Source organism: Spirochaetales bacterium (assembly GCA_016930085.1).
In the GTDB taxonomy this organism is placed as follows: domain Bacteria; phylum Spirochaetota; class Spirochaetia; order SZUA-6; family JAFGRV01; genus JAFGHO01.
This window is the reverse complement of record JAFGHO010000001.1, coordinates 1-14,681: the sequence shown is the minus strand read 5'-3', so window position 1 is coordinate 14,681 and position 14,681 is coordinate 1. Positions and strand designations below refer to the sequence as shown.

General features: G+C 49.0%; 21 protein-coding genes. 18 read left to right on the top strand and 3 right to left on the bottom strand.

Annotated elements, in window-relative coordinates; all coding sequences use genetic code 11:
* The 3 genes from JW881_00105 to JW881_00095 all read left to right on the top strand — a co-directional run.
* Positions 1-773: biotin--[acetyl-CoA-carboxylase] ligase (locus tag JW881_00105; GenBank protein ID MBN1695885.1), on the top strand; the 773-nt coding region annotated here is incomplete at its 5' end.
* Positions 770-1,591 (top strand): SDR family oxidoreductase, encoded by an 822-nt coding sequence (locus JW881_00100; GenBank protein MBN1695884.1) that lies wholly within the window; start codon positions 770-772, stop codon positions 1,589-1,591. The genes JW881_00105 and JW881_00100, both read left to right, overlap by 4 nt.
* Before the next feature lie 237 nt (positions 1,592-1,828).
* Complete coding sequence (locus tag JW881_00095; GenBank protein MBN1695883.1) at positions 1,829-2,410, top strand: hypothetical protein; 582 nt, start codon at positions 1,829-1,831, stop codon at positions 2,408-2,410.
* A 19-nt stretch (positions 2,411-2,429) separates the two neighbouring features.
* Here JW881_00095 and JW881_00090 read toward each other — a convergent pair whose 3' ends face one another.
* The 3 genes from JW881_00090 to JW881_00080 all read right to left on the bottom strand — a co-directional run bounded on the left by JW881_00090 (position 2,430) and on the right by JW881_00080 (position 5,516).
* Positions 2,430-3,476: a 3-deoxy-7-phosphoheptulonate synthase gene (locus JW881_00090; GenBank protein ID MBN1695882.1), complete on the bottom strand. Its 1,047-nt coding sequence runs from the start codon at positions 3,474-3,476 to the stop codon at positions 2,430-2,432.
* Positions 3,477-3,567: 91 nt separating this feature from the next.
* On the bottom strand, positions 3,568-4,920 hold the full coding sequence (locus tag JW881_00085) for an FAD-dependent oxidoreductase (GenBank protein ID MBN1695881.1): 1,353 nt from the start codon (positions 4,918-4,920) through the stop codon (positions 3,568-3,570).
* A gap of 170 nt (positions 4,921-5,090) precedes the next feature.
* Positions 5,091-5,516, bottom strand: coding sequence for an iron-sulfur cluster assembly scaffold protein (locus JW881_00080; protein ID MBN1695880.1), 426 nt, complete (start codon positions 5,514-5,516; stop codon positions 5,091-5,093).
* A gap of 145 nt (positions 5,517-5,661) precedes the next feature.
* On the opposite strand from JW881_00080, the gene JW881_00075 reads away from it, so the two are divergent.
* From JW881_00075 to JW881_00005, 15 genes are all read left to right on the top strand, one after another.
* Complete coding sequence (locus tag JW881_00075; protein MBN1695879.1) at positions 5,662-5,829, top strand: 4Fe-4S binding protein; 168 nt, start codon at positions 5,662-5,664, stop codon at positions 5,827-5,829.
* Between the two features lie 122 nt (positions 5,830-5,951).
* Entirely contained in the window at positions 5,952-6,557 is a 606-nt protein-coding gene (locus tag JW881_00070; GenBank protein ID MBN1695878.1) for a DUF1007 family protein, read from the top strand.
* Positions 6,550-7,473, top strand: coding sequence for a hypothetical protein (locus JW881_00065; GenBank protein MBN1695877.1), 924 nt, complete (start codon positions 6,550-6,552; stop codon positions 7,471-7,473). The genes JW881_00070 and JW881_00065 overlap by 8 nt, the downstream gene beginning before the upstream one ends.
* Positions 7,474-7,585: 112 nt before the next feature.
* Entirely contained in the window at positions 7,586-7,948 is a 363-nt protein-coding gene (locus JW881_00060) for a thioredoxin (GenBank protein MBN1695876.1), read from the top strand.
* A gap of 19 nt (positions 7,949-7,967) precedes the next feature.
* Positions 7,968-8,696: an MBL fold metallo-hydrolase gene (locus JW881_00055; GenBank protein ID MBN1695875.1), complete on the top strand. Its 729-nt coding sequence runs from the start codon at positions 7,968-7,970 to the stop codon at positions 8,694-8,696.
* A gap of 525 nt (positions 8,697-9,221) precedes the next feature.
* A complete protein-coding gene (locus JW881_00050; GenBank protein ID MBN1695874.1) occupies positions 9,222-9,608 on the top strand; it encodes a DUF5320 domain-containing protein in 387 nt (128 codons plus the stop codon).
* Between the two features lie 102 nt (positions 9,609-9,710).
* A complete protein-coding gene (locus tag JW881_00045; protein MBN1695873.1) occupies positions 9,711-10,112 on the top strand; it encodes a NifB/NifX family molybdenum-iron cluster-binding protein in 402 nt (133 codons plus the stop codon).
* 26 nt (positions 10,113-10,138) lie between these two features.
* Positions 10,139-10,513, top strand: a complete 375-nt coding sequence (locus tag JW881_00040; GenBank protein MBN1695872.1) for a NifB/NifX family molybdenum-iron cluster-binding protein — start codon at positions 10,139-10,141, stop codon at positions 10,511-10,513.
* Position 10,514: 1 nt separating this feature from the next.
* Positions 10,515-10,751, top strand: coding sequence for a DUF5320 domain-containing protein (locus tag JW881_00035; GenBank protein ID MBN1695871.1), 237 nt, complete (start codon positions 10,515-10,517; stop codon positions 10,749-10,751).
* 209 nt (positions 10,752-10,960) lie between these two features.
* Positions 10,961-12,109 (top strand): aminotransferase class I/II-fold pyridoxal phosphate-dependent enzyme, encoded by a 1,149-nt coding sequence (locus JW881_00030; GenBank protein ID MBN1695870.1) that lies wholly within the window; start codon positions 10,961-10,963, stop codon positions 12,107-12,109.
* Between the two features lie 4 nt (positions 12,110-12,113).
* Complete coding sequence (locus JW881_00025; GenBank protein MBN1695869.1) at positions 12,114-12,878, top strand: MBL fold metallo-hydrolase; 765 nt, start codon at positions 12,114-12,116, stop codon at positions 12,876-12,878.
* Positions 12,879-12,964: 86 nt separating this feature from the next.
* The gene (locus tag JW881_00020) at positions 12,965-13,363 is read left to right on the top strand and encodes a hypothetical protein (GenBank protein ID MBN1695868.1); all 399 of its coding nucleotides are present in this window, start codon (positions 12,965-12,967) and stop codon (positions 13,361-13,363) included.
* A 2-nt stretch (positions 13,364-13,365) separates the two neighbouring features.
* Positions 13,366-14,001 (top strand): methyltransferase domain-containing protein, encoded by a 636-nt coding sequence (locus tag JW881_00015; protein ID MBN1695867.1) that lies wholly within the window; start codon positions 13,366-13,368, stop codon positions 13,999-14,001.
* A gap of 5 nt (positions 14,002-14,006) precedes the next feature.
* Positions 14,007-14,309, top strand: a complete 303-nt coding sequence (locus JW881_00010; GenBank protein MBN1695866.1) for a J domain-containing protein — start codon at positions 14,007-14,009, stop codon at positions 14,307-14,309.
* 28 nt (positions 14,310-14,337) lie between these two features.
* Positions 14,338-14,607 carry a zinc ribbon domain-containing protein gene (locus JW881_00005; GenBank protein ID MBN1695865.1) on the top strand — a complete coding sequence of 90 codons (270 nt, stop codon included), beginning with the start codon at positions 14,338-14,340 and terminating at the stop codon, positions 14,605-14,607.
* Positions 14,608-14,681 lie beyond the last annotated feature (74 nt).

The window sequence follows — 14,681 nt, the reverse complement described above, 5'->3', positions numbered from 1 at the left end:
CCGGTGAAGGCCGGTCCCGGGTGACCGGTGAAGGCCGGTCCCGGGTGACCGGTGAAGGCCGGTCCCGGGTGACCGGTGAAAGCACCTCTCATGGAACCGTTATTGTCGCAGGGTTTCAGGAAGAGGGACGGGGGAGGCTTCCTGGAAGACGGTGGTACGCGGAACCGGATCATAATCTCCTTTGCACCATCATTTTCTCCGTATCGCTTGTCCCGTTTCCCCTGATGCGTCTTCCACTTCTGATCGGCGGGGCGGTCGCCCTTCTCTGTGAGCGGGATTACGGTGTCGATACCGGGATAAAATGGCCGAATGATATTTTAGCCGGCGGTAAAAAGATCGCGGGAATTTTGTGTGAATCGGAAAAGGGGTATATTTATGCAGGAATCGGCATTAATTGCAACCAGGAAAGATTTGGCAGTCTCATCGATGCCCGTTCGACATCACTCAGGAATATAACGGGGAGAAGCATCGATGTTTTTTCATTGTGTGAAGCCCTGCTTTTCCGGATAAAGGCGATGCTCGAGGAGAAGGAATGGAAAAACGCGATCGAACGCAGGCTTTTATTTCGGGGAAAACAGGTACGGGTCGTCAGACATCATACCGGGGGCGAAACTTCGAAAAATAACGTGGTTTGCGCCGAGGGGATAGTGAACGGGATCGGCGACGAGGGGGCGCTGCTTCTTTCAACCGGTGCATCAGGCCGCAATGGTCCGCCCCTTCGGATTATTTCCGGTGAACTCGTCGAAATGCAGTATGATAAGGAGGTACTATGAAAGAGAGAAAAACCGTTTTTATTACAGGGGCATCGAGCGGAATCGGCAGGGCGACAGCCCTCCTTTTTTATAAAAAGGGCTGGAATGTATCTGCGACAATGCGAAATCCGGATAAAGCCGATCTGCCCGCCGGGGATGACCGGATTATGACACCGGCGTGCGATGTGACGGATGTGAAGTCGATCGATAACGCCGTAGATGAAACCCTCACGTCTTTTTCCGCTATCGATGTTCTTGTCAATAATGCGGGGTATTCCCTTATGGGCCCGTTTGAAGGATATACTTCCTCTCAGATAAGGAAACAGTTTGAAACGAATGTATTCGGTCTTATGGCCGTCACCAAAGCGGTCCTTCCCCATTTTCGCACGCGAAAAAAGGGGACGATCATCAATGTCACCTCCGGGGCCGGGCGTATGACCTTTCCCCTCTATTGCGTTTATAATGCTTCAAAATGGGCTGTCGAGGGGTATTCGGAAAGTCTCGCTTTCGAACTCCGTCCCCTCAATATCAGGGTTAAGATCATAGAACCCGGAATTATCAAGACCGATTTTTATTCACGGTCGCAGGAAAAACAGGCCGGCGTCAACATTAATGATTATACGGCCTATTCGAACCGGGTCGAAAAGAAAATGGACGCCCTTACGCGGCTGATCGGCTCGGGGCCCGAAAAAGTCGCAAAAACGATTTTCCGTGCGGCTTCTTCGAAAGGATACCGGCTCCGTTATCCGGCAGCAGGCTATGCGGTAACGATTCTTTTCTTTCGAAAACTCATTCCGGAGCGGCTGTTTATCTGGACCATCAGAAAGTTCGTGACCTGAGAATATGGATCTGACTGTATAATAGGCACTTCTAAAAACCTGCTTTGCAGGTTTTTAGAATCACAAAAAATTTCCTTTCTTCGTTATAACACGGTTTCCCATTGTCTCATCCTGCCGGTTTTAAAAATCTGTATTTTACGGTAACACATAAAATCTGTCCGGGTGTTTAATAAACGTATATGGAACGCAGGTTCGATACTATTGCCGCCTGCGTGCGGTAAAACAAGGGGGGAAGCTATGAAGATATATATACCCGTTATATTCCTTATGACAATCCTTTCGTCTCTCTGTTTTTCGGAAACGGAAGTAAGGCTCGGCGGTGCCGTTTGCTCCGAATCGATCGATATTCCGATGCCAAAGGACGGTAAGCCGGAATTATTCGATCCGGCAAAGAGTTTCTGGGGATTCGAATGGGAGGTGATCATCGATGCCACCGGTATCGGCGGATGCTATCTGACAGATTTCGACCGCAATGACGAAATGGCCTGGTACGTGAAGTGGTACAGCGAAGTGATCTATATCAGTTATCATTTCAGGTTCTTAAGGCGGTTTGTCGATCCGTTTATCCATATCGGGCTTGGAACCGCGGGAAGTGTGTTTTTGGGGGATGAAGTTTATCCCGCAACCGAACGGTTACTTCTCAGCCTTTTCCCTGTCCTCAGTGCCGGGATTTCGCTCGATCTGAGGGGGCTGGTCTGCGGTCTGCGATTCAATTATACGCCCCTGCAGACGCCCCCACCGGTCACGAAATTCGAGACATATCCGATGAAAAATGTCCAGGCGGTGATATTTTGCGGCGTTTCGATCGCGGACCGCTAATCCGGTCTCCTAAACCTGTTCACTGTTTCAATGTCTCATACGCGTACATAAGCATCTCTTCGGTTTCTTCCCAGCCGACACATTCGTCGGTAATCGACTGGCCGTAGACAAGATCGGCCGGATCGGCGGGAATCTTCTGTGATCCGGGTTTCAGATTGCTTTCTATCATAAAACCGACAATAGAGGTTTTTCCCCGCCGTCTCTGGTCGCAGAGCGAGTGAAGAACGCGTGCCTGACGTGTGTATTGTTTGCCCGAATTACCGTGGCTGCAATCGATGATGATCGCGGGTTCGATACCGGCCTTTGATATCATTGTTTCCGCCGCTTCCACGTCTTCCTCGTAATAGTTGGGCTTCGATGCTCCCCCCCTCAAAATAATATGTGTGGTCCGGTTTCCAGCCGTCGTGCATATCGATGTTTTACCATCCTGATCGATACCGATAAAGCTGTGTGAGTGACGCGATGATTTCATGGCGTTAACGGCCAGTTCAAGATTGCCCCCCGTTCCGTTTTTGAAACCGACCGGCATCGAAAGGCCGCTGGCCATCTCCCTGTGGGTCTGGCTTTCCGTCGTTCGCGCGCCGATCGACGCCCAGCTTATCAGATCGGCGATATACTGCGGGGTAATGGGGTCGAGCATTTCCGTTCCACAGGGGAGACCAAGTTCGGTGATATCGAGCAGCAGCTTGCGCGCGATCGAGAGACCTGCCGCGATGGCATATGTTCCGTTGAGATAGGGGTCCGTGATCAGTCCTTTCCACCCTATCGTTGTTCTGGGCTTTTCGAAGTAGGTTCTCATGATAATGTAGAGTCTGTCTGAAATCTTCTTCTGAATCCGCTTCAGCCGAAGCGCATATTCAAGCGCGCTTTGTGAGTCATGGATGGAACAGGGGCCGACGATAGCGAGCAGGCGCCTGTCCTTTTTATTCAAAATATCACAGACGATTTTTCTGCTTTTTATTATAGTAGAATTTACCCGTGCGGTCATCGGGAGACACTTTTTGAGTTCCACAGGCGGAACAAGGGGAGTCATCCCGGTAATACGAAGATTGTCTGTTTCCTTCATTATTGGATCCTTACTTCGATAATCAGATTTTTCTGACCTTTCGCCTTAAGCGAAACGTTGTCTGCGAAGATTGATGGCCCACGACTAGTATCTATCTTTCTTTCATCTTTTTCAAGCACGCCTCCGCGGCCTTGATTAACGGATACGCAGTCGGCGGACCTGTGAGAAGGGGATGGGTTCCGATCTGTGTGGTAAGCAATGAAAATACCGTCATCCTGTTCTGAATGGCAAGCCCCGCGACATTGATGAGTTCTCCTATACTGAATCCGCCGCAAATGCTTGCCCCGATTATCACACCGGTTTCTTTTGCGACGATCAGCTTGATCGTCTGCGGCTGCATGCCTGGAAGCTTCCCGGGGTGTTTGTCCATTCCGTTGAACGTCGCGGTAAGGATATCGAATCCTTCCTGCCGTGCGACATTTTCTGTAATACCCGCCACGGCGAAACAGGTGCCCCCGATGACGGTCGAGAAAATCGATATGGTTCCGTTGAAGGTTTTTACCGTCGAAAGTTTGTAGAGGTTCATGCCGACCGTTCTCGCCTCTGCGCAGGCGGTTGACGCGAGCATTGGGGTAATTACTTTTCTGGTAATGAAGTCCCTGTTCTCCGCGCAATCGCCGACAGCGAAAATATCTTTTTTATCCGTTCTCATGTATTCGTCGACTTTGATGAATCCCGCGTTATTGATTGCAATACCGGCTTCCCCGGCAAGATGGGTATTCGGTTTGTAGCCGGTACATAGAAATACGGCATCCGCATCGAGTTTCTCTCCGTTTTGCAGGATGACACCGTTCACCGTTCCGGTTCCCGTGATTTCGCCGACACCGGTGCCCGCTTTTACCTTGATTCCCGTCTTGATAAGGGTTTCTTCGGCCCTGATCGCCATTTCTTCATCGAAAACGGACATCAGGATATGCGGCAGCACTTCGACGATGGTGATATCCTTACCCTTTTTGTTCAACTCGTCTGAAAGCTCGACCCCGATAAATCCCCCTCCGACGATCACGATTTTATTATGCTGATCGATTTTTTCCATAATACGGTCGATATATTCCTTGTTTTTCGGAATCGAATAAACATTATCGAGATCGACCCCTTTCAGCTTCGCCGGTACCCTGGGGCTTGAACCCGTCGCGATGACCATTTTTTCAAAACAGATTTCTTCCTGATCGCCGGTTCGGCAAACCTTTTTTTCGCAATCGATGGAAACAGCCGAACCCGTCATGATCCGGATGCCCGCGTCGATCAGGCTGCCGTCGGGAATCACGTTCAGATTACTGCTTCCCAATGAGCCGAAAATATAGGGAATCCCGCACGGAACAAGAACTTCTTTCTCCTTTCGTAACAACAAAAAAGACTTGTCCGGGTACTGATTTCTGCCCGTCATTGCGGTGACGATCCCGGAAGCACTTCCGCCGATAATTAATACATCACACTCTTTCATAAATTCTCCTTCTTTCATATACATATTGTTGCACATCACCGATTAACAGAGGCAGCGCTCCGAACGCCGATGATACCTTATCTGTTTCCGATGAGACCCGGATATTTATTCCGTTTATTTTCATCATCGAAGTCATACCGGTTTTAATGTTCATACCGTAAGACGATCGTTCAATATTGCAGCAGGTAGTCCGCAATCGCTTTATACAGGGTATTGGCTGCCAGAATCGCACAATGGATATGTTCCTTCGGCAGTCCTCCCAGGTGGTCGATTATGTTCCGGGGTGAGAACGACAGCACCTCTCCGAGTGTCTTCCCTTTAGAAAACTCGGTCGCCACGGACCCACAGGCGAGGGTCGCCCCGCATCCATCTGTATAAAAACAGGCATCGATTATATTGTCGTTTTCGATGACCAGATATATTTCCATGGTATCTCCGCAAAGCCCCTTTATCCATGCGGAACCTGAAGGATCGTTCATCCTGTTGAAGTTGAGCGGCCGCCGCGCATATTCGATAGTCTTTTCAGAAAATGCGGCGTTAATTTCCTTGTCGATTTCCTCCTGCAGTATATCGAAGGGATCAGGTTTTTCCGTCATCGTTCCTCCTCCGAACCTCAAAGGTCTCCGGGTTAAAAAAAATGAATACTATTCCTTGTAGTATTGACAATATAACAAGATGAACCTATAGTGTCAATATTGATAATGATTACCATTACCATAATTGAAAAAACCGGAGGACACTATGGCAGTGAATATCGAAAATGAAAAATGCAGCGGATGCGGTGTTTGTATCGATATATGCCCGTGCGAGGCGATTCGGATCGAGAATGACAAAGCGGTCGTTTCCGATGATTGTACGGAATGCGGCGCATGCACGACCGAATGCCCGAATGATGCCATTTCACTTTAGGCCGGTTTGTTAAAAAAATCAACACGTCACCGCCGCCTGTGGTGAGACCATCGCATTGTCGTTTCTCCCCAACAGCGGGAAATTCCCGGACGGCCGATATGGTAGTGAAGGATAGTTTCGTTGTGAGAAATATTGGAGGGATACTCCTCATATGCGCATTTTTTCTCTTTCCGGCCATACGGATTTCATGTCATCCTCATGTGTTTATTGAAAATAAATTTACCTTTGTTTTCGATGAGACGGGACTCGATGGAATACGTGTTACATGGATATTCGACGAGATGTTCAGCGCTTCCGTTATCATGGATTATGACGATAACGGAAATAATATCTTTGAGCGAAACGAAAGTAAAGCAGTCGAAGAGGGCGCGTTTTCGAACCTGATCAATTACAACTATTTTATGCATATCAATGTCAATAACAGGAGAAAGAAAATAATTACTTCGGTGAAGGATTTCAAGGCGGAAATTTCAGGGAGCACACTTGTCTATACTTTTTTTGTTCCCCTTCATGTCAAGGCGGTATCAAAGGATCAGGTTATCAAAGCGGGAAGTTATGATAAATCCTATTTTTGTTGCGTTTTCAATGCGGAGGTCGATCCGTTTGTCGCGGAAAAGAGTGAACGGTTTGAGTGTTCGTTGCGGGTTATCGAAGACAAGGAGAATGTCTACTGGGTAACAATCATACCGAAGGTCGCGGTCCTGCATTTAAGGTTGAACGATGAATAAAAAAGCCTTTTTCGTTACTGCCGTCATCGTCATTATGACGATGACGGGCATATGTTTCGCACAGGACAACCCGTTTTTTTCAGGCCGAACCCGGGAAGAAGAGCCGGCTTTCACCGGGTGTCACGGGGTTTTTTCAGGCTTGTTCGAAGCGATCAATCGCCTTCAAAGAGAACTCAATACCTCGTTAAGTCTCCTGTCGAGAAAAATCAACCGGGAAAAGGATGCCGGACTCTTTTTCATGTTGTTGGCAATTTCATTCGTGTATGGTATCATCCACGCCCTTGGCCCCGGTCACGGCAAGGTGATTATGGCCTCCTATGCATTGTCCAATGAAATAAGGATAACACAGGGGATATTGTTTGGAATTTTTATCGCGGTGATTCATACGTTGTCGGCCGTCCTTCTGGTTTCGATCCTTTATTTTTTTGTAGCGGGTACCTATTCCGGGTATTCACGGGAACCCGGAAAGATAGTTTCACTGATCAGCTATGGATTGATTTCCCTGATGGGTTTATTTTTACTAATAAAAACACTTATTGTTGATATTGCAGGAGTACAAAAGAACGGAGACGATGCGGCTGAATTTCAGGAATTACCACGGCCCGGAATAAAGCGATTTTTAATCCCCGCCTTTATCATCGGACTCATTCCGTGTGAAGGGGCGGTTCTGATTCTTGTCTTTTCACTATCGATCAATGCTTACTGTATGGGGGTCATGCTTGCCCTGACAATGTCGATTGGAATGGCGGTCACTATTTCCGTCACCGGTATTATAATGATCTGTTCGAAAAAGGGTGTGCTTAAGCTGTTTTCAAAAAAAAAGCGCTGTGGCAAAATAATCGGTACGATATTCGGTTGCGCCGGATCGATAGTCATTTTATTATTCGGTCTGATGTTGTTTTTTTCGAACATATAAAAGGGCGCGGTCAGGCCGCTAATGCGGTATCCGCCGTGTATCGCAAAGACAGTGGCTTTTCGGTGTATGATAATTGCGATATTAGCGGATATAATAAATAAAGGAGGGAAGTATGTTAATGACTGCATTGAAACATCTGGAGACGGAAGAAGATCTGAGGTGGGCTTTGAAAGAAAATGAAAATGTGATGATTTGCTGCGGACGAATGGGGCCTATGTGTATCCCCGTTTACCGGATTATGGAAAAAATCGAACAGCAGTATCCCCATGTGGCCTTTTATGATATGGAATTCGATATAAAGGCGGCCGGATTCATTCGGAATTTGCCCGAGTGTTCCGGATTCGGCGGGCTGCCGTTTACCGTGTATTTTCAAAACGGTAATGTTGTTGCCGCAACCGCGAGTCTGCAAAGACGGGAAGATGTCGTTGCAATACTGGATGCCCAATTCGGAGCATCCGGGGTGAAACGGGATTGACGGGGAGGCGTACGGCGGTATGCATGACCTTACGATAACGATCCTGTGCGATAATATCGACGGAAGCCTGAAGAATTTCGAAAACGATCCGGGATTTTCCGCCGTCATCAGATGCGGCAATAAAACAATTCTTTTTGACACGGGGATGTATGCGCATACCCTTACGCATAATCTTTCGGTGGGAGGGATTTCTCAGCGGGATATCGATGCCGTTGTGCTGAGTCATAATCATAATGACCATACCAACGGCCTCCCGGCTGTGTTGAAAATGAATCCGGAAGTGCCGGTATATATTCATCGTGAATGGGAAAGCGGCATCCCCTTCGAGGGCATGACCGTACCGGTCGGTAATAAAAGGATTGCCGAAAATCCGGGAACCCAGCATGGATTACCGGATAACGTCCTCCTGACCGGCGCCTTGCATTCTTCGGATTACGGCGGGATCCGTGAACATGCCGCCTGTATCCTGCTTGACGCCGCCTTCATTCTTCTCTGCGGGTGCTGTCATCCGGGATTGGTATCCTTTCTCGATACCCGGAATGAACTAGGGATCGATCCAAAGCTTCCTTTTCATATTTTCGGGGGGATGCATGGATTCAGTTTTACCGATAAACAGGCGGAGCATATAAAGCGGAATGTATTGTCGGTGACCCTTTGTCATTGTACCGGACATATCGACTGCTTTGTCAGGCAGTTTGGCTCGCTCTGCGCCGCAGGTGTTTTGGGAAAGACCTATTCCTTCAGATAAACGGCAATGCCTGATGGTTTTTGAGAACGAGAATAATCGCGGCTGCGCTTCAGTGGATGATCAACGTTCCCTTGCCGCCTCAAAATGTTAATGAAAACCATTATCAACTATTGACATGATCCGGGCATTGCGATATATTAATAATGAAAATGGTTTTCATTATCAAGAAAGGAGGTATTGCAGATGCCGAGATTTGACGGGACAGGACCTTCAGGCAGAGGACCTCTGTCCGGCAGGGGAGAAGGTTATTGCATCGTGAGAAACGATATGACAAATCCTGTTGATACCGCTGGGTATATGGGATTGCAGGCCGATCCATATTCAGGACGTGGTATCGGAAATACGGGATATCAGCCGGGAATTCCCTTTCGCGGGATGAGATGTATCGGCCGGGGCAGGGGAAGAGGAAGAAGAGGCAATGGGAGGCGGGGGTATCGTCCGTAAAGAAGGATGATATAACCCGCACAATGGACGGCATGACAGGCCGTTTTATATAAGCGATAAAACTTTAAAGGAGGTGCTATTATGCCAGGAGGAGATAGAACTGGTCCTGCGGGATTGGGACCGATGACAGGACGCGCAGCCGGGTATTGCGCGGGATATAACGTACCCGGATACATGAATCCCGTCCCGGGCCGGGGCTTTGGAAGGGGGTTCGGCAGGTTTGGAGGAGGCCGCGGCAGGGGGTTCAGGCATATGTACTGGGCGACCGGCCTTCCCGGGTGGGGCGGATATCATCCGGGGGCTTATTATCCTAACTCTCCGTATGAACCTGTCCAGGTTCAGCCCGAACAGGAAGCCGAAGCACTCAGAAATCAGGCAAAGTATCTGCAGGATAGTCTGAATGCACTGAACGAACGGATAAGGGAACTTGAGAACCTCGAATCAAAAGGTGAGAAGCCCAAAAAATAAATAAACGCTATTATACTCCGTCTTTTTTTTAAAGGTAATGGTTTCATCGAAGTGAATAATGGGGTATAATAGCGTATTTAATCAATGGAGGAGATACCATCGATGAAAATAGCGATTTCAACAGAGGGTGATTTTGTTTCGGCACACTTCGGGAGATGTCCCCACTTCACATTGGTCGATATAGACGGCGATACAATCGTGAAGAGAGAAGTTATCAATAATCCGGGTCATCATCCTGGATATTTGCCGCGGTTCCTTCATGAAAAGGGAGTGGAATATATTATCGCGGGCGGTATGGGCATGAGGGCGCAAATGTTGTTCAATGAAAACAATATTAAAACGATTATGGGAATTACCGGCAAGATCGATGACATACTCGAACAGGTATGCAGCGGGACACTCAAAGGGGGTGAATCCTTATGCAGGCCCGGTTCGGGGAAAGGGTACGGGCTGGATAAAACCGAATGTGATCATGGCACCGAACATCATGATCATCCTCATTAATGAGGTGAAACGGAGGATTATTTTATATGAAAATTTGTATTACATCGCAGGGAGACAATGCTGAATCACAGGTTGATCCGAGATTCGGAAGGTGCGCCTATTTTATTATCGCCGATACGGAAACGTCCGCCGTCGAGGCGGTCAAAAACAGCTACAGTTCCACCGGCGGTGGCGCCGGAATACAGTCCGGCCAGTTGATGAGTGAAAAGGATATCAAAGCGGTATTGACGGGAAATGTCGGTCCCAATGCCTTTCAGACCCTGAAAGCCGCCGGTATCGATATTTTTACCGGTGTGTCCGGGATCGTTTCGGATGTCATCGAGCGGTACAAGAAGGGTGAATATAAACCGGTCGATGCGTCGACGGTCGAATCCCATTTCGGAATGAAGGGGGGGCTGTAGTATGCCGCGCGGTGACGGAACAGGCCCGCGGGGATTGGGACCGGGAACGGGAAGGGGTCAGGGATCGGGAAAAGGATTGGGGAAAGGCAGGGGACGTAACCGGGGCAACAGACCCGGTGCCGGTCCGGCCGGGAATTGCGTGTGTCCATCCTGCGGGAACAAGGTGACTCATCAACAGGGAGTTCCGTGTTATTCGATGAATTGTCCGCAGTGCGGCGCAAAGATGATGCGGGAATAAGCGAAACGGGCCGTATGACAGTGAAGGAAAGGTTTTCGGGTTTTACGCCTCGAGAGTGAATCCGGCCGCAATCACGTGGAGGACGGGAATGATGTACCCGAAGAAGCGACGTACGAATCGATGCGCAATAATTATTACCTTATGCGGCAATGATGCTGCCGTATACAAATAATAAAAACTTTTTGGCTGGAAACAGGAAAGGGACAACAATGAAAAACGATCCGTTAACTCCGTACGGCAACAGACCGATGGTGACGCCGATTGTCTCGGCGGTCAATTATGAGTATACCTCTTTTGAAGTACTTCGCCAGATTACCGATGGTGAAATCGACGGCTACACCTATCATCGGGACGATAATCCGACCGTCAGAACCGTTGAGAAAATAATCGCGGCACTCGAAGGCGCCGAAGATTGTGTCATCTGCACGACGGGGATGGCAGCCGCCACGATGACCTATCTGACATATCTGAAAAAGGGAGATCATTTCCTCTCTTTTCATGATATTTACGGGGCGAATTACAAGGTTTCCCTGATCCTGGAGAAATTCGGTGTGGACATTACATGGCTCGATGCGTGGGATTACAAAAAAGTGGAAGAGAATATCAGGGAAAATACCGCCATGATTTTTTGTGAAACACCGAGTAACCCCTTGATCAAGGTCATCGACCTGGGGTACCTCCGCGAGCAGGCAGACCGTTCCGGTGCGATGCTTGTCGTCGATAATACCTTTGCCACACCGTACCACCAGAAACCTCTTGAATGGGGGGCGGATCTCGTTGTTCACAGCGCGACAAAGGCCCTCGGCGGTCATAACGATCTGATGGCGGGCGCGATCGCCTGTTCAAAAAAGGAATATTACGACACCCTCTGGTTCACGAGGCAGGCGATCGGGACCACACTCGATGCCTTTTCCGCTTCACTTCTGGAACGCGGATTGAAAACATTTGAAATCCGTGCCGGGAAAATGGCGGAAAACGCCTTACAGGTCGCAAGATTCCTGAAAAGGCACCCCAAAGTGAAGGATGTCTATTACCCCGGACTCGAGACGGACATCGGCTACAAGGCCGCATTGAAACAGATGAAGAACGGATTCGGCGGGATGCTCGCCTTTGATGTCGGCGAAACCCAGGATGACGCAAAGGTCTTTGTCGAAAGTCTCGTGAATATCGTGCACGCGGTCTCACTCGGGTGCACCGAAACCCTCGTCTGTCTGCCGGTGTTGACAACCATGCTGTACATGCCGGTTGAACGCCGGACAAGTTTCGGGGTAAAACCCAATACGGTCCGCATGTCCTGCGGAATCGAAAATATCGAGGTCCTTGTGGATGATCTGGAACAGGCGTTGAACAAGGTATAGAGATATGGATATAACACTTGTCGCTTCCGGTTCCACACAACTCGATTATATGAGAAAAAAGTGGGGACTTGCTTTTTTGATCGGCGATGACGTCCTCTTCGATACTTTCTGCGATCCGGGAATGCTTGAAAGATCCTTCGAGAAAAACAATCGCGATGTCCGCCGAATCAATCATGTCGTCATATCGCACGAACATTGGGATCATACGGGCGGGTTATGGTGGGTGATCGGGAACAATCCAGGTGTCGCGGTACATGTGTGCGGCAGGTTCAGTGAAGGATTCAAACTTAAAATAACAGAATGCGGGGGCAGCCTTGTCGAAGTAACAAAAACCGGTCTCATCAGGGAAAACATTTATACGACCGGCGAGATCGAAGGAAGCTACGCAGGCAATCCCATTTTCGAACAGTCGGTGATCGTCAAACAGGATGATAAACTTGCCGTCGTTACGGGGTGCTCCCATCCGGGTATCCTGAAAATACTCAACTATATCGGGCTCGATTTCAAAGAAAGGATCGATCTTTTAACGGGGGGACTCCATCTAAAGGACGCGCCGAAAGATGAAATAGGACATATAACGACGCTGCTTGAGGGGATTTACAATATAAAATCGATAGCGGCTTTCCATTGTACGGGAGAAAAAACCCTGACATATTTTAAGCGCCATATGCCCCGGCGTTTCGTGAAGATTGCCGATGGAGACAGCTTCCGTTTCAATACGAATTTGTCGTCATGGGAACTCATGAAAAAAGACAACGTACGACCGTAATTAATTATCTCCGTAACAATATATACGGCAGAGCCTTGAGGTTTCGTTTGAGGAATGAAGGGTACGGGGAGAAAGGAAGGATGGTAATGGAATATAAAAGACGTTTCAGGTTACGGCTCATGTACCGGTACAATATTGTCGTGACGGGCGGATTCGCCGTATGGATTGCATTGATGACGTTTATCCCTGCACTGAGAAATTGTGTTCTATGGAATGGTTTCGAGCCCGTAACGGCGAGTCTCGTCGTTCCGCTTTTTATCGTCATGGCGGCCTTTTCCGTACGTTTTTTATCAAGACCGCGTGAAGGGATACTGCTTCTGAAAATACAGGTGTTTTACAAACCGTTAGCCGTCGGACTCGTCATCTATTTCACCCTCCAAGGCATGATTCATCCGTTGTGGTCGCTCATCGTGACGGCCGGTCTGCTCGTCTATATTATCGGAAATATATGGGCAATCCCGTGGAAGGGCGATGAGGAACCATAAGCATGGCGCGAACCTCACCGTTCGATGAGTATACGGAACGATACGACGAGTGGTTTGAAAAGCATCCCTTCGTCTATGAGTCCGAACTCGAGGCAGTCGGGGCAATGCTTCCGGATTCGGGGTCGGGTGTCGAAATCGGTGTGGGGACGGGAAGATTCGCGGCGCCGCTCGGGATCGCCTGCGGGGTCGAACCGTCGGCAAGGATGAGAACGATAGCCCGGGCGAGGGGTGTCGAGGTAAAAGCGGGTGCGGCGGAACAATTGCCGTATGACGACGAACGGTTTGATTACGCGGTAATGGTAACGACGGTCTGTTTCCTCGATGATATTACCGGCGCATTCAGGGAGGTCCGGAGGATACTCAAGCCGGGGGGGCGTTTTATTGTCGGATTTGTCGATAGAAACAGCCGGCTCGGACGATTATATGAAAAGAAAAAACGGGACAACCCGTTTTACCGGGAAGCGACATTTTATTCCGCCGAAGAGGTGATTCGCCATTTGGAGGAAACGGGATTCGGCAATTTCATGTTCCGTCAGACAATCGGGAAAGAGCCGGTTATGATAAAAGAAAGAGAACCCGTTATCGATGGATACGGAACACACGCTTTTGTCGTTGTTGGCGGTGAAAAAGAGGAGTGATGCGTATGGGAAAATATGAATGTATTACGGAAGCCAGGAAGCTGTTCGGAATAAAGGAATCCCAAACGATACGCGAAATCAAACGCCTCATCAAAAACAAAATCAAAGCGTATCATCCGGACACGAACCGGGAAAACGGCGAGGCCTGCACGGAAAAAGCCGCCTCCCTGATAAAGGCAAAGGAAATCATTATGGACTATCTCGATACTTACAGGATCTCGTTCAAAAAGGAAGAGGTCGAAAAATATATCGGTCCCGACGAATTGTGGAAACGCCGGTTCGGAAGCGATCCGCTATGGGGTGATTGAAAAAGAATAACGGTGAAAGGAGTAATCGATGCCGACATATGAATACAAATGCGACAATTGCGGCCATATCTTCGAACGAACGCAGGGAATGAACGACATGCCGGTAGAAAATTGTCCCCGCTGCCGGGGACCGGTCAAACGGCTCGTCACGGGCGGCGCGGGGGTCATCTTCAAGGGAAGCGGGTTCCATTCCACCGACTATAAAAGCCGGAATACCGAAAATTCAAAAACACGATGCGGTCATGACCGGCCGTGCTGCGGCAGGGAAACACCCTGCGAGAAGCCGCCGTGTGAATGACGGCTGATAAGCCGTGTGAATGACGGCTGATAAGCCGTGTGAATGACGGCTGATAAGCCGTGTGAATGACGGCT